Origin of the sequence: Streptomyces sp. NPDC049813 (assembly GCF_044465085.1) — a bacterium.
Classification (GTDB): domain Bacteria; phylum Actinomycetota; class Actinomycetes; order Streptomycetales; family Streptomycetaceae; genus Streptomyces.
This window is the reverse complement of record NZ_JBITLI010000002.1, coordinates 303,378-320,263: the sequence shown is the minus strand read 5'-3', so window position 1 is coordinate 320,263 and position 16,886 is coordinate 303,378. Positions and strand designations below refer to the sequence as shown.

The following is a 16,886-nucleotide window of genomic DNA, read 5'->3' as shown; positions in this document are numbered from 1 at the left end:
CTTACTTGGGGGGCCAGTTGCCGGTGGCCTGCATGTCCAGGTACTCCGCCGGCGGCGGAAAGGTCGGCGGGAAGTGCGTCGGCGAGCCGTCGTGCGGGACGACGAGCAGGGAGGTGAAGGGGGCCTGCGCCGGATCCCCGGTGTCGATGTGCTCCTGGAAGTCGAACCGCACGGTCCACGCGTACGGATGGTGCGTGACCGTGTCCGGGAGCACGACCACGGAGGCGGCCCGGTCCGGATAGGCGATGTTCTTCAGGAATTTCTCCGCGGCCGACACGGCCTCGTCCTTGGTCACCATTTAGGGAGCTCCATTGCGATACGGAATGTGCCCGATTCCGGAGACATTCTGTTCCAGTCTGCCGAGGGTGCCGCTCTGGCCGTCCAGGAAAACGACTCCGTGGGGGGTGTTCACGGCATTGAAGACGTGGGCCGAGCCGTCCGGCCGGCTGATGTAGACCGCGCTGCGCGAGCCCTCCCCGCGGGCCTGGAGGTCGCGGACGATGTCATCGTAGTCATTGACCATGTCGTAGTGGCCCTTGGCCCGGTTGGGCAGTCCGAGCTGCTCGGGCGGGATGTGGTCGCCCGCCTGCTTGGGGGCCGCGCTGACGTCGATGCCGTCCAGCCTGCGGTCGACGGTCACCGTGTTGTGGCTGCAGTTCAGGGTGTAGCCGGGCTGGCCGGTGTTGTTGACGTCCTTGAGCCACGGGTACTCGGAATCGAGGAATTCCTGCGCTTTGTGCGGGTCGACCGAGTCCCAGTGAATGGCCTTCTCTTTGACATGCGGGGTGCTCTGCGCGAGGTCGTCCCACTTCTTCGGGGCCGCTCCCGCCGCCTCGTCCGCGTATTTCGCGCCGCCCTTCGCGACCTGGGAGGCGCCCGACTCCAGGCCCTCCTTCATCGCCATCCGCATGCCGCCACGGGCAAGGCCCGCGCCCTTGGTGCCGATGAGTTCGGGCAGGAGGCGGCCGACGAATTCGGAGGGGTCTTTCTTGAAGCCGTCGACGGCGGCGGTGACGATGCGTTCGGGGTGGGCGGCGGTGGAGACGAGGCCGGAGAGCGTCATGGAGACGTTCTGCATGTACGCGGCCGGGTGGGTGAGGTTGTAGGGGTCGGTGGGGTTGAGGCCGCGGGCGAAGTTGACCAGGCCCGCGGTGCCTTTGAGGGCGCCGCCGACAACGTGGGTGAGTTCGGTGTTGACGGCCTGGTAGCCGTCGACGAGGTTGTTGCCGAGTCGGTCCAGGGGCGGGGGCTCGGCCGGGGCGTGCGCGAGGGCGGCCTTGACCTTGGCCTGGGCGTCGGAGGCGGCCGTGTTGCGCTGCTTGCGGGCGGTGCCGAGCTTGTCCCGGGCGGCCTGGATGTCGGCCTTGCCGGGGTCGTGGAACGGCTCCGGCTCCGGGCCGGGGTCCTGGTCCGCCTTGATCTTGGCGTTGTAGGCGTCGATCTTCTTGTTGTAGGCGTCGACGGCGTTCTCGGAGGACTTCTTGCCCTTCTTGTAGAGCTCGATGGCCTCCTTCGCCTGGCTCTGCGCCCACGTGACGGTGTCGGCGTAGGACTCCAAGGCGCCGGCCGCGCTCTCGCAGGCGTCGGAGGCCTGCGCCCACTTCGTGGGGTGCATCTCGAACTTCTTGCGGAACGCGTCGCCGCCCTCGCCCCGCCAGTGGCCGGAGTCGACCTTGCGCATCCCGGAACTGACGTGGTCGAAGGCGGTGTGGAAGTCCTTGAGGTGCTTGGCGGACTCGCGGATCTTGTCGGGGTTGCCGTGGACGAGCTCGTTGGCTTCCTCGGTCTGGCCGAGTTGCTGCTCGCCGGGGGTGGCGCCGAGGTCGGAGGCGACGTCGTCGCCCCAGTCCTCGACGGCGTCGGCCGCACCGTGCGCGCCGACGTAGTCCAGCCCGTCGCCGATCTTGTTCGTGCCCCAGTCGACGCCTTCGCCGACGAGCTTCTTGCCCGCGTCGATCCCGTCTTCCAGCTTGCCGAGACCGTCGTTGACGCCGTCCTTGAGAGCCCCGCCCGCGTCCTTCAGACCGTTGCCGATGTCACCGAGAAGACCCACGGCTACTGACCCCCGCCCTGCTGTTGTTCGGCGGCTTCGGCCCGCGCCTCGGGGGAGGGGCCGAAGGTGTCGTCGAGCCACTTGTCGTACTCGGCGTCGGACATGCCCGCGGCGCCGTGCAGGTTCTCCGGGTTGAGCCCCATCGGGCCGACGGTGTGCGAGGTCATGACGTCGCGGCCGGCGTCCTTCCAGCCCTGCTCACTGTTGGCCAGTGCCTGGTCGAAGGACTCCTTGCTGTAGTCCACGCCGCCGTACGCACCCGATTTCGCGATGTCGCCCCAGCCCTGCTGGGTGACCTCGTCCTCGGAGGCGTACGGGTTGCCGATCGCGGCGTTCGTGACGACCTTCAGCGAACCCTCGACGTACTGCTCGGTCTCGTAGTAGGTGCCCGCCGACAGGCCGGTCTTGACCGCGAACGCGTTGCCCTCGTTGACCAGCGAGCGCACCCCCCACTCCCACCGCTCGCAGAAGCTCTTGAAGTCGCCCGTCAGGCCCTCATGGCCCAGCTCCAGGCCGGACAGCGCGATGTCACCGAAGCCGCGCCCGGCGCCGGCCTCGCCGACCATGCCGAGTTCCTTCAGCTCCGCCAGCGCCTCGGTCAGCCCCTTGGCGACCAGGCCCAGGCCGTCCGCCTGGAGGTCCTTGCCCCCGGCGCCGCCGCCACCGCCCGTCACAGGCCGGCCCCCCGCTCGTTCTCGGGCAGGTCACGGTCGACCGCCACCTCGTCCGGCACGATGCCCATGACCGGCGGGAAGACCATCCCGTCCGGCCCGTCCGCGCAGTCCAGCGCGACCCCGCACGGCACTCCGGCCGCCGGGACGGCGACATCGAGGAGCTTCGCGCCCAGCACCGTCCGGTACGTCCACTCGCGGGAGAACTCACCGCGCGCCTGTGCGTAGCGGGCCAGCGCCTGCTCGTCGGAGAACGCCAGGATGAACCGGATCCCGTTCAGATCGGCGGTCAGCATGGCCTGATCGCCGTCGATGCCGCCAGGCTCACCGCCCAGCGGCACCAGCACCGCCGTCCGCCGGAACTCGCCCAGCAGTTCGGCGAACCGCCGTTTGCGCGCCGCCACTTCGGGATCCTCGGGCGACGGGGGCCCGGCGCCGGGCGACTCGCTCGCGGCCTCGGCGCCAGCTCCGGCCGCAGTCACGGCCTCGGCGCCAGCTCCGGCCGCAGTCACGGCCTCGGCTTCAGCTCCGGCCTCGGCCCCGGCCTCAGTGACGGCCTCGGCAGCGATCCCGGCCTCGGCCCCGGCCGCGGGGTCGCCCTCGGTCACGGCTCCGGCCCCGGTCGCGCCCGGTGCCTCCCTGGCCGGTCCGCGGACCGGCTCCGTCTGGTCCGCGTAATCCGCGAGACGTGATCTTGGCATCCGCGGCGGTTCGGCCGCCGCACCCCCGTGCTCCGACATGCCGCACATCATCACAGCCGCACCCCACCGGGGCGCAAGCACCCCGCACCCCACCGGGGCGCAAGCACCCCGGTCCACACGGACCGGCCACCCGGGTTTGACCTCGGTCACACAGGGGGTAATCTCTACCGCTTCGATTGGCCCCCGGCATGCCCCGTATGGCAGACTGTCGGGGTTGCTCGGTTGAGTGCCGATGCTGCGCGCCTCCCGCCGGGAGGACCGGAAGCGAGTCCCACAGTACTCGTCGCCTCATCTGCCGTAGGGCCCGCAAAGGCCCGCAGGCAGCGCTGGGGCGGACGTACGGGAATCTTTCGGGAAGTGCGGTGCGGTGGCTGAACCAGGCACCCGGTGGGTTTCTTCCCCCGGACCCGCGGCCTTGGGCCGCAGCCCCCTTAGCAGGGAAATCCGTACGGATATTTCTGTCAGCGGGACTGCGACACGCCCGACCGCGTGGGGCGGAGGAAGTGTGAAACAGGGCCCCCGGGTTCCAGAGCGTCACGAGAGACAGGACTACTAAGTAGCCATGGCGGGACAGAAGATCCGCATCCGGCTCAAGGCCTACGACCACGAGGTCATCGACTCCTCGGCGAAGAAGATCGTCGAGACGGTGACGCGTACTGGTGCGTCGGTCGCGGGCCCGGTGCCGCTGCCTACCGAGAAGAACGTGTACTGCGTCATCAAGTCGCCGCACAAGTACAAGGACTCGCGCGAGCACTTCGAGATGCGCACGCACAAGCGCCTGATCGACATCCTCGACCCGACGCCGAAGACCGTTGACTCCCTCATGCGACTCGACCTTCCGGCCGGCGTCGACATCGAGATCAAGCTCTGAGGGCCGGTGATCTGAAGATGACTAAGCAGATCAAGGGCATCCTGGGCGAGAAGCTCGGCATGACGCAGGTGTGGGACGAGAACAACCGCGTCGTTCCGGTCACCGTCGTCAAGGCCGGCCCGAACGTCGTGACCCAGGTCCGCACGAACGACGCGGACGGCTACGAGTCCGTCCAGATCGCGTTCGGCGAGATCGACCCGCGCAAGGTGAACAAGCCCCTCAAGGGCCACTTCGCCAAGGCCGACGTCACCCCCCGTCGTCACCTCGTCGAGATCCGTACCGCTGGTGCCAGCGAGTACACCCTCGGCCAGGAGATCACCGCTGAGACCTTCGAGTCCGGCGTCAAGGTGGACGTGACCGGCAAGAGCAAGGGCAAGGGCTTCGCCGGTGTCATGAAGCGTCACAACTTCAAGGGCCTCGGCGCCGGTCACGGCACCCAGCGCAAGCACCGCTCGCCGGGCTCGATCGGTGGCTGCGCCACCCCGGGTCGTGTGTTCAAGGGCCTCCGCATGGCGGGCCGCATGGGCAACGAGCGGGTCACCACCCAGAACCTGACCGTTCACGCCGTTGACGCGGAGAAGGGCCTGCTCCTCATCAAGGGCGCGGTTCCTGGTCCGAACGGCGGCCTCGTCCTGGTCCGCACCGCGGCCAAGGGGGCCTGAGGACTATGAGCACCATTGACATTCTGTCGCCCTCCGGCGACAAGACCGGGACCGTTGAGCTCCCGGCCGAGATCTTCGATGTAGAGAAGATCAGCGTTCCGCTGCTCCACCAGGTTGTCGTCGCGCAGCTGGCCGCGGCCCGTCAGGGCACGCACAAGGTCAAGCGTCGTGGCGAGGTCCGTGGTGGCGGTAAGAAGCCTTACCGCCAGAAGGGCACCGGCCGCGCGCGCCAGGGTTCGACCCGTGCGCCGCAGTTCGCCGGCGGTGGCGTCGTCCACGGCCCCACGCCGCGTGACTACTCGCAGCGGACCCCGAAGAAGATGAAGGCCGCGGCCCTGCGCCACGCCCTCACCGACCGGGCCCGCAACGCTCGCATCCACGTCGTCACCGGCGTCGTGGACGGCGGAGTCTCCACGAAGGCCGCCAAGTCGCTGCTCGGCAAGATCTCGGAGCGCAAGAACCTGCTCCTCGTGATCGACCGCGCCGACGAGGCCTCGCTGCTCTCCGCTCGCAACCTGCCCCAGGTCCACATCCTGGAGCCGGGCCAGCTGAACACGTACGACGTTCTCGTCTCGGACGACGTGGTCTTCACCCAGGCCGCTTTCGAGTCCTTCGTGTCTGGCCCCAAGGCCGCTGACACCGAAGGGAGCGAAGCCTGATGGCTACGCGTCACCCGAGCATCGCCTCGAAGGCCGCCAAGGCCGCCAAGGCCGCGCGCGTCGCCAAGGCGAAGCGCCACGCCACCGAGGGCAAGAACACCGTTGAGACGCCGCTGAGCAAGAGCTTCACGGACCCCCGTGACGTCCTCGTCAAGCCGGTCGTCTCCGAGAAGAGCTACGCGCTCCTCGACGAGGGCAAGTACACCTTCATCGTCGACCCGCGTGCCAACAAGACCCAGATCAAGCAGGCCGTCGAGGCGGTCTTCTCGGTCAAGGTCTCCGGGGTCAACACGATCAACCGGCAGGGCAAGCGCAAGCGGACCCGCACCGGCTTCGGCCAGCGTGCGAACACTAAGCGCGCGATCGTGACCCTCGTTGAGGGCGACCGTATCGACATCTTCGGCCAGGCCTCCTAACGGAGCGCCCTGGTCCGAATATCGGACGAGGACTGAGAAATGGGAATCCGCAAGTACAAGCCGACTACGCCGGGGCGTCGTGGCTCCAGCGTCGCCGACTTCGTCGAGGTCACGCGGTCCACGCCGGAGAAGTCGCTGGTCCGCCCGCTGCACAGCAAGGGCGGCCGTAACAACGCCGGTCGTGTGACCGTTCGCCACCAGGGTGGCGGACACAAGCGCGCCTACCGAGTGATCGACTTCCGTCGGCACGACAAGGACGGCGTGCCGGCGAAGGTCGCGCACATCGAGTACGACCCGAACCGCACCGCGCGCATCGCGCTTCTGCACTACGCAGACGGCGAGAAGCGCTACATCATCGCTCCGCGTGGCCTGTCGCAGGGTGACCGGGTTGAGAACGGCCCCGGGGCCGACATCAAGCCGGGCAACAACCTTGCGCTGCGCAACATCCCGGTCGGTACCACGATCCACGCGATCGAGCTCCGTCCGGGCGGCGGCGCCAAGTTCGCCCGCTCCGCCGGTGCCTCCGTGCAGCTGCTCGCGAAGGAGGGCTCGATGGCCCACCTCCGTATGCCGTCCGGTGAGATCCGTCTGGTCGACGTGCGCTGCCGCGCCACGATCGGCGAGGTCGGCAACGCCGAGCAGTCGAACATCAACTGGGGCAAGGCCGGCCGCAAGCGCTGGCTCGGTGTTCGCCCGACCGTTCGCGGTGTGGCGATGAACCCGGTCGACCACCCGCACGGTGGTGGTGAGGGCAAGACCTCCGGTGGTCGCCACCCGGTCTCCCCGTGGGGTCAGAAGGAGGGTCGTACTCGCTCGCCGAAGAAGGCTTCGAGCAAGTACATCGTCCGCCGCCGCAAGACGAACAAGAAGCGCTAGGAGCGGGTTTAGATGCCGCGCAGTCTCAAGAAGGGACCCTTCGTCGACGGCCACCTCGTCAAGAAGGTGGACGCTCAGAACGAAGCAGGTTCCAAGAACGTCATCAAGACCTGGTCCCGCCGCTCGATGATCATCCCCAGCATGCTGGGCCACACGATCGCGGTGCACAACGGCAAGACCCACATCCCGGTGTTCGTCACCGAGTCGATGGTCGGCCACAAGCTCGGCGAGTTCTCGCCGACGCGCACCTTCCGGGGTCACGTCAAGGACGACCGGAAGTCGAAGCGCCGCTAAGGCGGGGTGGAATCGACTATGACAAACACCGAAGGGACAACCATGGAAGCCAGGGCCCAGGCGCGGTACATCCGCGTCACGCCCATGAAGGCCCGCCGCGTGGTGGACCTCATCCGTGGCATGGATGCCACGGAGGCTCAGGCGGTCCTGCGTTTCGCCCCGCAGGCCGCGAGCGTGCCGGTCGGCAAGGTGCTGGACAGCGCCATTGCCAACGCCGCGCACAACTACGACCACACCGACGCCTCTTCGCTGGTCATCAGCGAGGCGTATGTGGATGAGGGCCCGACCCTGAAGCGGTTCCGTCCGCGCGCTCAGGGCCGTGCCTACCGGATCCGTAAGCGGACCAGCCACATCACCGTGGTCGTCAGCAGCAAGGAAGGAACCCGGTAATGGGCCAGAAGGTAAACCCGCACGGGTTCCGGCTCGGTGTCACGACCGACTTCAAGTCGCGTTGGTACGCCGACAAGCTGTACAAGGACTACGTCAAGGAAGACGTCGCCATCCGTCGGATGATGACGTCCGGCATGGAGCGCGCCGGCATCTCGAAGGTGGAGATCGAGCGCACCCGTGACCGCGTGCGGGTGGACATCCACACCGCTCGTCCCGGCATCGTCATCGGCCGCCGTGGCGCCGAGGCCGACCGCATCCGCGGCGACCTCGAGAAGCTCACGGGCAAGCAGGTCCAGCTGAACATCCTCGAGGTCAAGAACCCCGAGGTCGACGCTCAGCTCGTGGCCCAGGCCGTCGCGGAGCAGCTGTCCTCCCGCGTCTCCTTCCGTCGTGCCATGCGCAAGAGCATGCAGTCGGCGATGAAGGCGGGCGCCAAGGGCATCAAGATCCAGTGTGGCGGTCGTCTCGGCGGTGCCGAGATGTCCCGTTCGGAGTTCTACCGCGAGGGCCGTGTGCCCCTGCACACGCTCCGCGCCAACGTGGACTACGGCTTCTTCGAGGCCAAGACGACCTTCGGCCGCATCGGCGTGAAGGTCTGGATCTACAAGGGCGACGTCAAGAACATCGCCGAGGTTCGCGCCGAGAACGCCGCGGCCCGCGCCGGCAACCGTCCGGCCCGTGGCGGCAACGACCGCCCGGCCCGTGGTGGCGGCCGTGGTGGCGAGCGTGGCGGTCGCGGTCGTAAGCCGCAGCAGTCGGCTCCGGCCGCCGAGGCCCCCAAGGCTGAGGCGCCCGCCGCTGCTCCGGCTGCTGAGAGCACCGGAACGGAGGCCTGACCGAAATGCTGATCCCCCGTAGGGTCAAGCACCGCAAGCAGCACCACCCGAAGCGCAGCGGCATGTCCAAGGGTGGCACGCAGGTTGCGTTCGGCGAGTACGGCATCCAGGCGCTGTCCCCGGCCTACGTGACGAACCGTCAGATCGAGGCCGCTCGTATCGCCATGACGCGTCACATCAAGCGTGGCGGCAAGGTCTGGATCAACATCTACCCGGACCGTCCCCTCACCAAGAAGCCCGCCGAGACCCGCATGGGTTCCGGTAAGGGTTCTCCGGAGTGGTGGGTCGCCAACGTCAAGCCCGGACGCGTGATGTTCGAGCTGTCGTACCCCAACGAGAAGATCGCGCGTGAGGCGCTGACTCGCGCGGCCCACAAGCTGCCGATGAAGTGCAAGATCGTCAAGCGCGAGGCAGGTGAAGCGTGATGTCGACCGGTACCAAGGCGTCCGAGCTGCGCGAGCTGGGCAACGAGGAGCTTGTCGGCAAGCTCCGCGAGGCCAAGGAAGAGCTGTTCAACCTCCGCTTCCAGGCGGCGACGGGCCAGCTCGAGAACCACGGCCGGCTCAAGGCCGTCCGTAAGGACATCGCCCGGATCTACACCCTCATGCGTGAGCGTGAGCTCGGCATCGAGACGGTGGAGAGCGCCTGATGAGCGAGAAGAACGTGACTGAAGAGACTGCCGCCCGCGGCTTCCGCAAGACCCGTGAGGGTCTGGTCGTCAGCGACAAGATGGACAAGACCGTCGTCGTCGCCGTCGAGGACCGCGTCAAGCACGCCCTGTACGGCAAGGTCATCCGCCGTACGAACAAGCTCAAGGCGCACGACGAGCAGAACGCTGCCGGTGTCGGCGACCGCGTCCTCCTGATGGAGACGCGTCCGCTGTCCGCCACCAAGCGCTGGCGCATCGTCGAGATCCTCGAGAAGGCCAAGTAATTCTCTGAGGCATTCCTCAGGGTTCGTTCCGCCAGGCTCGGCAGGGGTTCCGTAACGGAACCCCTGCCGGGAACCGGCAGACAAACAGGAGATAGACGTGATCCAGCAGGAGTCGCGACTGCGCGTCGCCGACAACACGGGTGCGAAGGAAATTCTCACCATCCGTGTTCTCGGTGGCTCGGGTCGCCGCTACGCGGGCATCGGTGACGTCATCGTCGCCACCGTCAAGGACGCGATCCCCGGTGGCAACGTGAAGAAGGGTGACGTCGTCAAGGCGGTCATCGTTCGCACCGTCAAGGAGCGCCGCCGTCCGGACGGCTCGTACATCCGCTTCGACGAGAACGCCGCCGTCATTCTGAAGAACGACGGCGACCCTCGCGGCACCCGTATCTTCGGCCCCGTCGGCCGTGAGCTGCGCGAGAAGAAGTTCATGAAGATCATCTCGCTCGCGCCGGAGGTGCTGTAAGCATGAAGATCAAGAAGGGTGATCTGGTTCAGGTCATCACCGGCAAGGACAAGGGCAAGCAGGGCAAGGTCATTGCCGCTTACCCGCGCGACGAGCGCGTCCTGGTCGAGGGTGTCAACCGGGTCAAGAAGCACACCAAGGCCGGTCCGACGGCTTCCGGCTCGCAGGCCGGCGGCATCGTGACCACCGAGGCCCCGATCCACGTTTCCAACGTCCAGCTGGTCGTGGAGAAGGACGGCAACAAGGTCGTCACGCGCGTCGGTTACCGCTTCGACGACGAGGGCAACAAGATCCGCGTTGCCAAGCGGACGGGTGAGGACATCTGATGACTACCACCACGAACCCGCGTCTGAAGCAGAAGTACCGCGACGAGATCAAGGGCAAGCTGCAGGACGAGTTCTCCTACGAGAACGTCATGCAGATCCCCGGCCTCGTCAAGATCGTGGTCAACATGGGTGTGGGTGACGCCGCGCGTGACTCCAAGCTCATGGACGGTGCCGTCCGTGACCTGACCACCATCACCGGTCAGAAGCCGGCCATCACCAAGGCCCGCAAGTCCATCGCGCAGTTCAAGCTGCGTGAGGGTCAGCCGATCGGTGCCCACGTCACGCTCCGTGGCGACCGCATGTGGGAGTTCCTGGACCGCACCCTGTCGCTCGCGCTGCCGCGCATCCGCGACTTCCGTGGTCTGTCCCCCAAGCAGTTCGACGGCCGTGGCAACTACACCTTCGGTCTCACGGAGCAGGTCATGTTCCACGAGATCGACCAGGACAAGATCGACCGCGTCCGGGGTATGGACATCACCGTGGTCACCACGGCGACCAACGACGACGAGGGCCGCGCCCTCCTTCGTCACCTCGGCTTCCCGTTCAAGGAGGCGTAAGCGAGATGGCGAAGAAGGCTCTGATTGCCAAGGCTGCTCGTAAGCCCAAGTTCGGTGTGCGTGCCTACACCCGCTGCCAGCGCTGTGGCCGCCCGCACTCCGTGTACCGCAAGTTCGGCCTGTGCCGCGTCTGCCTTCGTGAGATGGCTCACCGCGGCGAGCTGCCGGGCGTGACCAAGAGCTCCTGGTAGTCCCCGCTTTTCGGGACTGCTTGGATCTCTCGGTAAGCAAAGGGTCGGCAGAGGCATCCGCTCTCATGGCTTAGGCTAGGAGGGTTGGGTGCGCTCTGCCGCCCTGACCGCCCGCGGGCGTTGCCCGCACATGATGCTTACTACGCCGTAGGTCCCCGCGCCGCACCCGTCCCGCCCCTGTGTGGGGAGAGGGATGGCGCATACAGGAAACCCCGGCGAGAGAGGCCGAAGGCCAATTCATGACCATGACTGATCCGATCGCAGACATGCTTACGCGTCTGCGGAACGCGAACTCGGCGTACCACGACACCGTGGCTATGCCGCACAGCAAGATCAAGTCGCACATCGCCGAGATCCTCCAGCAGGAGGGTTTCATCACCGGCTGGAAGGTCGAGGACGCCGAGGTCGGCAAGTCCCTCGTCCTGGAGCTGAAGTTCGGCCCGAACCGTGAGCGTTCGATCGCCGGCATCAAGCGGATCTCCAAGCCGGGTCTGCGCGTTTACGCGAAGTCCACCAACCTGCCCAAGGTCCTCGGTGGCCTCGGCGTGGCGATCATCTCCACGTCGCACGGTCTCCTGACCGGCCAGCAGGCAGGCAAGAAGGGCGTGGGTGGGGAAGTCCTCGCCTACGTCTGGTAGCGGAAGGGAACGGAGGAAACAGCTATGTCGCGTATTGGCAAGCTCCCCATCACGGTTCCCGCCGGCGTGGACGTCACCATCGACGGCCAGACGGTCTCGGTGAAGGGCCCCAAGGGCAACCTGAGCCACACCATCGTCGCGCCTATCGAGATCGCCAAGGGTGAGGACGGCGTCCTGAACGTCACCCGCCCCAACGACGAGCGTCTGAGCAAGGCCATGCACGGCCTGTCCCGCACGCTGGTGGCGAACATGATCACCGGCGTGACCACGGGTTACGTGAAGAAGCTCGAGATCAGCGGTGTCGGTTACCGCGTTCTGGCGAAGGGCTCCAACCTGGAGTTCTCGCTCGGCTACAGCCACCCGATCCTGATCGAGGCGCCCGAGGGCATCTCGTTCAAGGTCGAATCGGCGACCAAGTTCTCGGTCGAGGGCATCGACAAGCAGAAGGTCGGCGAGGTTGCGGCCAACATCCGCAAGCTGCGCAAGCCCGACCCGTACAAGGCCAAGGGCGTCAAGTACGAAGGCGAAGTCATCCGCCGCAAGGTCGGAAAGGCGGGTAAGTAAGCCATGGCATACGGTCAGAAGATCGCTAAGGGCGACGCTTACAAGCGCGCTGCTATCAAGCGGCGGCACATCCGTATCCGTAAGCACATCTCGGGTACGGCCGAGCGTCCGCGCCTGGTCGTGACGCGCTCGAACCGCAACATCGTCGCCCAGGTGATCGACGACGTGAAGGGTCACACCCTCGCGTCGGCGTCCACGCTGGACACGTCGATCCGCGGTGGCGAGGGCGACAAGTCCGCCCAGGCCAAGTCGGTCGGCGCCCTGGTCGCCGAGCGCGCCAAGGCCGCCGGTGTCGAGGCTGTCGTGTTCGACCGTGGTGGCAACCAGTACGCCGGGCGCATCGCCGCCCTGGCGGACGCCGCCCGCGAAGCCGGCCTGAAGTTCTGAGGCCCCGTCGCGCAGCGACTATGTCACTGCGTAGCTAGCGGAAAAAGAGAGAGGTTAATCCAATGGCTGGACCCCAGCGCCGCGGAAGCGGTGCCGGTGGCGGCGAGCGGCGGGACCGGAAGGGTCGCGACGGTGGCAACGCCGCCGCCGAGAAGACCGCGTACGTCGAGCGCGTCGTCGCGATCAACCGCGTCGCCAAGGTTGTGAAGGGTGGTCGTCGCTTCAGCTTCACCGCGCTGGTCGTGGTGGGCGATGGTGACGGCACCGTCGGTGTCGGTTACGGCAAGGCCAAGGAGGTGCCGGCCGCCATCGCCAAGGGTGTGGAGGAGGCCAAGAAGCACTTCTTCAAGGTCCCCCGTATCCAGGGCACCATCCCGCACCCGATCCAGGGTGAGAAGGCTGCCGGCGTCGTGCTGCTCAAGCCCGCGTCCCCGGGTACCGGTGTTATCGCCGGTGGTCCGGTGCGCGCCGTGCTCGAGTGCGCCGGCGTTCACGACATCCTGTCGAAGTCGCTCGGCTCCGACAACGCGATCAACATCGTGCACGCGACCGTGGAGGCCCTGAAGGGCCTGCAGCGTCCCGAGGAGATCGCGGCCCGCCGTGGTCTGCCCCTCGAGGACGTCGCTCCCGCGGCTCTGCTCCGTGCGCGTGCCGGGGCTGGTGCGTAATGGCGCAGCTCAAGATCACGCAGACGAAGTCGTACATCGGCAGCAAGCAGAACCACCGTGACACCCTGCGCTCCCTCGGTCTCAAGGGGATCAATACGCAGGTCGTCAAGGAGGACCGCCCCGAGTTCCGCGGCATGGTGCACACCGTCCGCCACCTCGTGACGGTTGAGGAGGTCTGATCATGGCGGAGAACAACCCGCTGAAGATCCACAACCTCCGTCCGGCCCCCGGCGCCAAGACCGCCAAGACCCGTGTCGGTCGTGGTGAGGCGTCGAAGGGTAAGACGGCCGGTCGTGGTACCAAGGGCACCAAGGCCCGTTACCAGGTTCCGGAGCGCTTCGAGGGTGGCCAGATGCCCCTCCACATGCGTCTCCCGAAGCTCAAGGGCTTCAAGAACCCGTTCAAGACCGAGTTCCAGGTCGTGAACCTGGACAAGCTGTCCTCGCTCTACCCCGAGGGTGGCGAGGTCACGGTCGAGGGCCTGGTCGCCAAGGGTGCCGTGCGCAAGAACAGCCTCGTCAAGGTCCTGGGCCAGGGCGAGATCTCCGTGGCGCTGCAGGTGACGGTCGACGCCGTCTCCGGCTCCGCCAAGGAGAAGATCACCGCCGCGGGCGGTACGGTCACCGAGCTCGTCTGATCTCAGACGCCGTCTCGATGGCATGAGCGATCCCTACCGGGGATACCCCACAAAAGGGGTATCCCCGGTTGGTCGTTCCTAGGGGGCCATGTCCGCCGGTAAGGTGGCGTCCGCTGTTAATTTCCGGGCCAGTTGAGTGCTCCCGGCACCAATCCCGGATGTTGACCGTTACCTATTCGTCGAATCCTCAAGACCGTCACCTCTGACGCACGCGCGCGGGGGTCGCAGGAGGCACCGTGCTCACCGCGTTCGCCCGGGCGTTCAAGACGCCCGACCTGCGCAAGAAGCTGCTCTTCACACTGGGCATCGTCGTGATCTACCGGCTCGGGGCGCACATCCCGATCCCGGGCGTGGATTACTCGAACGTCCAGACGTGCATGGACGTGGCCAACTCCAGCACCGGCCTGTTCGGTCTGGTCAACATGTTCAGCGGTGGCGCGCTGCTGCAGATCACGGTCTTCGCGCTCGGCATCATGCCGTACATCACCGCGAGCATCATTCTGCAGCTGCTCACCGTGGTGATCCCGCGCCTCGAAGCCCTCAAGAAGGAGGGTCAGGCCGGTACCGCGAAGATCACGCAGTACACCCGGTACCTGACCGTGGCGCTCGCCATCCTTCAGGGCACGGGCCTCGTCGCCACCGCCCGTACCGGCGCCCTGTTCCAAGGGTGCCCCGTCGCGAGTCAGATCGTGCCGGACCAGTCGATCTTCATCACCATCACGATGGTCATCACGATGACCGCCGGCACCTGCGTGATGATGTGGCTCGGTGAGCTGATCACCGACCGCGGCATCGGCAACGGCATGTCGATCCTGATGTTCATCTCGATCGCCGCCACCTTCCCGTCCGCGCTGTGGGCCATCAAGCAGGGCGGCTCGCTGGCCGACGGCTGGATCGAGTTCGGCACCGTCATCCTGGTCGGCCTCGTCATGGTCGGCCTGGTGGTCTTCGTCGAGCAGGCCCAGCGCCGGATCCCGGTGCAGTACGCGAAGCGCATGATCGGCCGCCGTTCCTACGGCGGTACGTCCACCTACATCCCGCTCAAGGTGAACCAGGCGGGTGTGATCCCTGTCATCTTCGCCTCGTCGCTGCTCTACATCCCGGCGTTGGTCGCCCAGTTCGCGGGTGGTGACTCGTCGTGGAAGCTGTGGATCGACGACCACCTGACCAAGGGAAATCACCCGATCTACATCGTTACGTACTTCCTCCTGATCGTGTTCTTCGCCTTCTTCTACGTGGCGATCTCGTTCAACCCCGAGGAAGTCGCGGACAACATGAAGAAGTATGGTGGCTTCATCCCGGGCATCCGGGCTGGCCGACCGACCGCTGAGTACCTTTCGTACGTGCTCAACCGGATCACCTGGCCGGGTTCGCTGTACTTGGGGCTGATCGCACTCGTACCGACGATGGCGTTGGTTGGTTTCGGGGCAAACCAGAACTTCCCGTTCGGCGGCACCAGCATCCTCATCATCGTGGGTGTCGGTCTGGAGACGGTGAAGCAGATCGAGAGCCAGCTCCAGCAGCGCAATTACGAAGGGTTCCTCCGCTGATGCGAATCGTCCTCGTCGGGCCGCCTGGTGCCGGCAAGGGAACGCAGGCCGCGTTCCTTGCCCAGAACCTGTCGATCCCGCACATCTCCACGGGCGACCTCTTCCGTGCCAACATCAGCCAGGGCACGGAGCTGGGCAAGCAGGCCAAGTCCTTCATGGACGCGGGCCAGCTGGTACCGGACGAGGTCACCATCGGGATGGCCAAGGACCGCATGGAGCAGCCGGACGCCGTGAACGGCTTCCTGCTCGACGGCTTCCCCCGGAACGTCTCGCAGGCCGAGGCGCTCGACGTCGCCCTGAAGACGGACGACGTGAAGCTGGACGCGGTCCTGGACCTGGAGGTCCCCGAGGACGAGGTGGTCAAGCGCATCGCCGGCCGCCGCATCTGCCGGAACGACTCGGCACACGTGTTCCACGTCGCGTACAAGCAGCCGAAGGCCGAGGGTGTCTGTGACACCTGCGGCGGCGAGCTGTACCAGCGCGACGACGACAAGGAAGAGACCGTGCGCAAGCGGCTCGAGGTCTACCACACGCAGACCGAGCCCATCATCGGCTACTACCGGGAGCAGGGGCTCGTGAAGACGATCTCCGCGCTCGGCAAGGTCGAGGAGGTCACGGCGCGGGCCATGGAGGCCCTGGGCCGCTAGTCCCGCTCTTCTCCCGTACGTCGCCTAGGCCGCGGTTCCCTGTCCCGGGGGCCGCGGCCTTAGTGTTGGTGGTGTACGTATCCCTCGTACCGGATGACGGAGAGCGCAGGCCCCCATGGTGCAGATCAAGACCCCCGACCAGATTCGCAAGATGCGGGAGGCGGGGCTTGTCGTCGCGGCGATCCACGCCGCGACCCGTGAGGCGGCCGTGCCGGGCGCGACCACCAAGGACCTGGACGAGGTCGCCCGCAAGGTGATCGCCGAGCACGGGGCGAAGCCGAACTTCCTCGGGTACGGCGGGTTCCCCGCGACCATCTGCACCTCGAAGAACGAGGTGGTGGTGCACGGCATCCCGAGCGAGAAGGTCGTCCTGGAGGACGGCGACATCATCTCCATCGACGCGGGCGCGATCATCGACGGCTGGCACGGGGATGCGGCGTACACCGCGTTCGTCGGCTCCGGGCACTCCGCGGAGCTGATCGAGCTGTCCCGGGTGACCGAGGAGTCGATGTGGGCCGGGATCGCGGCCATGAAGCAGGGCAACCGCCTGGTCGACATCTCCCGCGCGATCGAGACGTACATCCGGCGCCAGCCCAAGCCCGGCGGCGGCAAGTACGGCATCGTCGAGGACTACGGCGGCCACGGCATCGGCACCGAGATGCACATGGACCCGCACCTGCTGAACTACGTCGAGCGGCGCCGCGGCAAGGGCCCCAAGCTCGTCCCCGGCCTCTGCCTCGCGATCGAGCCCATGGTCTCCCTCGGCACCCCCCGTACGGAGGTCCTGGAGGACGACTGGACGGTCATCACCACGGACGGCACCTGGTCCTCGCACTGGGAGCACTCGATCGCCCTGACGGAGGAGGGCCCCCTGGTCCTCACCGCCCCGGACG

At 66.8% G+C, this 16,886-nt stretch carries 28 protein-coding genes; 24 read left to right on the top strand and 4 right to left on the bottom strand.

The annotated features are described in order from the left end of the window. Window position 1: 1 nt before the first annotated feature. The 4 genes from ACIBW6_RS05550 to ACIBW6_RS05535 are packed head-to-tail and all read right to left on the bottom strand — an operon-like array spanning window position 2 to window position 3,206. Window positions 2-298, bottom strand: coding sequence for a YrhB domain-containing protein (locus ACIBW6_RS05550; RefSeq protein WP_399056936.1), 297 nt, complete (start codon window positions 296-298; stop codon window positions 2-4). Further along, window positions 299-2,053, bottom strand: a complete 1,755-nt coding sequence (locus ACIBW6_RS05545; RefSeq protein WP_399056934.1) for a putative T7SS-secreted protein — start codon at window positions 2,051-2,053, stop codon at window positions 299-301. 2 nt (window positions 2,054-2,055) lie between these two features. Further along, window positions 2,056-2,727: a hypothetical protein gene (locus tag ACIBW6_RS05540; protein WP_399056932.1), complete on the bottom strand. Its 672-nt coding sequence runs from the start codon at window positions 2,725-2,727 to the stop codon at window positions 2,056-2,058. Next, window positions 2,724-3,206, bottom strand: a complete 483-nt coding sequence (locus ACIBW6_RS05535; protein WP_399057685.1) for a hypothetical protein — start codon at window positions 3,204-3,206, stop codon at window positions 2,724-2,726. Before ACIBW6_RS05535 ends, ACIBW6_RS05540 begins: the two co-directional genes overlap by 4 nt. Before the next feature lie 781 nt (window positions 3,207-3,987). On the opposite strand from ACIBW6_RS05535, the gene rpsJ reads away from it, so the two are divergent. The 24 genes from rpsJ to map form a co-directional block, all read left to right on the top strand. Beyond that, entirely contained in the window at window positions 3,988-4,296 is a 309-nt protein-coding gene (gene rpsJ / locus ACIBW6_RS05530; protein WP_003948644.1) for a 30S ribosomal protein S10, read from the top strand. Window positions 4,297-4,313: 17 nt separating this feature from the next. Then, window positions 4,314-4,958, top strand: a complete 645-nt coding sequence (rplC, locus tag ACIBW6_RS05525; protein ID WP_399056930.1) for a 50S ribosomal protein L3 — start codon at window positions 4,314-4,316, stop codon at window positions 4,956-4,958. A gap of 5 nt (window positions 4,959-4,963) precedes the next feature. Then, window positions 4,964-5,617 carry a 50S ribosomal protein L4 gene (gene rplD, locus ACIBW6_RS05520; protein WP_338697305.1) on the top strand — a complete coding sequence of 218 codons (654 nt, stop codon included), beginning with the start codon at window positions 4,964-4,966 and terminating at the stop codon, window positions 5,615-5,617. After that, window positions 5,617-6,033: a 50S ribosomal protein L23 gene (gene rplW, locus ACIBW6_RS05515; RefSeq protein ID WP_164304029.1), complete on the top strand. Its 417-nt coding sequence runs from the start codon at window positions 5,617-5,619 to the stop codon at window positions 6,031-6,033. Before rplD ends, rplW begins: the two co-directional genes overlap by 1 nt. 39 nt (window positions 6,034-6,072) lie before the next feature. Beyond that, window positions 6,073-6,909 (top strand): 50S ribosomal protein L2, encoded by an 837-nt coding sequence (gene rplB, locus ACIBW6_RS05510; RefSeq protein WP_399056927.1) that lies wholly within the window; start codon window positions 6,073-6,075, stop codon window positions 6,907-6,909. Between the two features lie 12 nt (window positions 6,910-6,921). After that, window positions 6,922-7,203: a 30S ribosomal protein S19 gene (gene rpsS, locus ACIBW6_RS05505; protein ID WP_018528354.1), complete on the top strand. Its 282-nt coding sequence runs from the start codon at window positions 6,922-6,924 to the stop codon at window positions 7,201-7,203. Window positions 7,204-7,245: 42 nt separating this feature from the next. After that, window positions 7,246-7,593, top strand: a complete 348-nt coding sequence (gene rplV / locus ACIBW6_RS05500; protein WP_004571827.1) for a 50S ribosomal protein L22 — start codon at window positions 7,246-7,248, stop codon at window positions 7,591-7,593. Continuing rightward, complete coding sequence (gene rpsC / locus ACIBW6_RS05495) at window positions 7,593-8,429, top strand: 30S ribosomal protein S3 (protein WP_394433427.1); 837 nt, start codon at window positions 7,593-7,595, stop codon at window positions 8,427-8,429. The genes rplV and rpsC overlap by 1 nt, the downstream gene beginning before the upstream one ends. Window positions 8,430-8,434: 5 nt before the next feature. Further along, the gene (gene rplP, locus ACIBW6_RS05490; protein WP_306320970.1) at window positions 8,435-8,854 is read left to right on the top strand and encodes a 50S ribosomal protein L16; all 420 of its coding nucleotides are present in this window, start codon (window positions 8,435-8,437) and stop codon (window positions 8,852-8,854) included. After that, window positions 8,854-9,078: a 50S ribosomal protein L29 gene (gene rpmC / locus ACIBW6_RS05485; protein WP_399056924.1), complete on the top strand. Its 225-nt coding sequence runs from the start codon at window positions 8,854-8,856 to the stop codon at window positions 9,076-9,078. The genes rplP and rpmC overlap by 1 nt, the downstream gene beginning before the upstream one ends. Continuing rightward, complete coding sequence (gene rpsQ, locus ACIBW6_RS05480) at window positions 9,078-9,362, top strand: 30S ribosomal protein S17 (protein WP_156722919.1); 285 nt, start codon at window positions 9,078-9,080, stop codon at window positions 9,360-9,362. The genes rpmC and rpsQ overlap by 1 nt, the downstream gene beginning before the upstream one ends. A 97-nt stretch (window positions 9,363-9,459) precedes the next feature. Next, window positions 9,460-9,828, top strand: a complete 369-nt coding sequence (gene rplN / locus ACIBW6_RS05475; RefSeq protein WP_003974257.1) for a 50S ribosomal protein L14 — start codon at window positions 9,460-9,462, stop codon at window positions 9,826-9,828. Between the two features lie 2 nt (window positions 9,829-9,830). Then, on the top strand, window positions 9,831-10,154 hold the full coding sequence (gene rplX / locus ACIBW6_RS05470) for a 50S ribosomal protein L24 (RefSeq protein WP_018543913.1): 324 nt from the start codon (window positions 9,831-9,833) through the stop codon (window positions 10,152-10,154). After that, on the top strand, window positions 10,154-10,711 hold the full coding sequence (gene rplE / locus ACIBW6_RS05465) for a 50S ribosomal protein L5 (protein ID WP_361080959.1): 558 nt from the start codon (window positions 10,154-10,156) through the stop codon (window positions 10,709-10,711). Before rplX ends, rplE begins: the two co-directional genes overlap by 1 nt. A 5-nt stretch (window positions 10,712-10,716) precedes the next feature. Next, complete coding sequence (locus tag ACIBW6_RS05460) at window positions 10,717-10,902, top strand: type Z 30S ribosomal protein S14 (protein WP_003956452.1); 186 nt, start codon at window positions 10,717-10,719, stop codon at window positions 10,900-10,902. 239 nt (window positions 10,903-11,141) lie between these two features. After that, window positions 11,142-11,540: a 30S ribosomal protein S8 gene (gene rpsH, locus ACIBW6_RS05455; RefSeq protein ID WP_028812365.1), complete on the top strand. Its 399-nt coding sequence runs from the start codon at window positions 11,142-11,144 to the stop codon at window positions 11,538-11,540. A gap of 24 nt (window positions 11,541-11,564) precedes the next feature. After that, window positions 11,565-12,104, top strand: coding sequence for a 50S ribosomal protein L6 (gene rplF / locus ACIBW6_RS05450; protein WP_356491264.1), 540 nt, complete (start codon window positions 11,565-11,567; stop codon window positions 12,102-12,104). A 3-nt stretch (window positions 12,105-12,107) separates the two neighbouring features. Next, window positions 12,108-12,491, top strand: a complete 384-nt coding sequence (gene rplR / locus ACIBW6_RS05445) for a 50S ribosomal protein L18 (protein ID WP_018528362.1) — start codon at window positions 12,108-12,110, stop codon at window positions 12,489-12,491. A 62-nt stretch (window positions 12,492-12,553) separates the two neighbouring features. Then, on the top strand, window positions 12,554-13,159 hold the full coding sequence (gene rpsE, locus ACIBW6_RS05440) for a 30S ribosomal protein S5 (protein WP_399056919.1): 606 nt from the start codon (window positions 12,554-12,556) through the stop codon (window positions 13,157-13,159). Next, a complete protein-coding gene (rpmD, locus tag ACIBW6_RS05435) occupies window positions 13,159-13,338 on the top strand; it encodes a 50S ribosomal protein L30 (protein WP_013001408.1) in 180 nt (59 codons plus the stop codon). Before rpsE ends, rpmD begins: the two co-directional genes overlap by 1 nt. A 2-nt stretch (window positions 13,339-13,340) precedes the next feature. Continuing rightward, the gene (rplO, locus tag ACIBW6_RS05430; protein WP_398206689.1) at window positions 13,341-13,796 is read left to right on the top strand and encodes a 50S ribosomal protein L15; all 456 of its coding nucleotides are present in this window, start codon (window positions 13,341-13,343) and stop codon (window positions 13,794-13,796) included. Between the two features lie 236 nt (window positions 13,797-14,032). Then, window positions 14,033-15,346, top strand: a complete 1,314-nt coding sequence (secY, locus tag ACIBW6_RS05425) for a preprotein translocase subunit SecY (protein WP_399056916.1) — start codon at window positions 14,033-14,035, stop codon at window positions 15,344-15,346. Further along, window positions 15,346-15,993, top strand: a complete 648-nt coding sequence (locus ACIBW6_RS05420; protein ID WP_399056914.1) for an adenylate kinase — start codon at window positions 15,346-15,348, stop codon at window positions 15,991-15,993. Before secY ends, ACIBW6_RS05420 begins: the two co-directional genes overlap by 1 nt. Before the next feature lie 115 nt (window positions 15,994-16,108). Next, window positions 16,109-16,886, top strand: a 778-nt coding sequence (gene map, locus ACIBW6_RS05415) for a type I methionyl aminopeptidase (RefSeq protein WP_399056912.1), incomplete at its 3' end; no start/stop codon positions are given.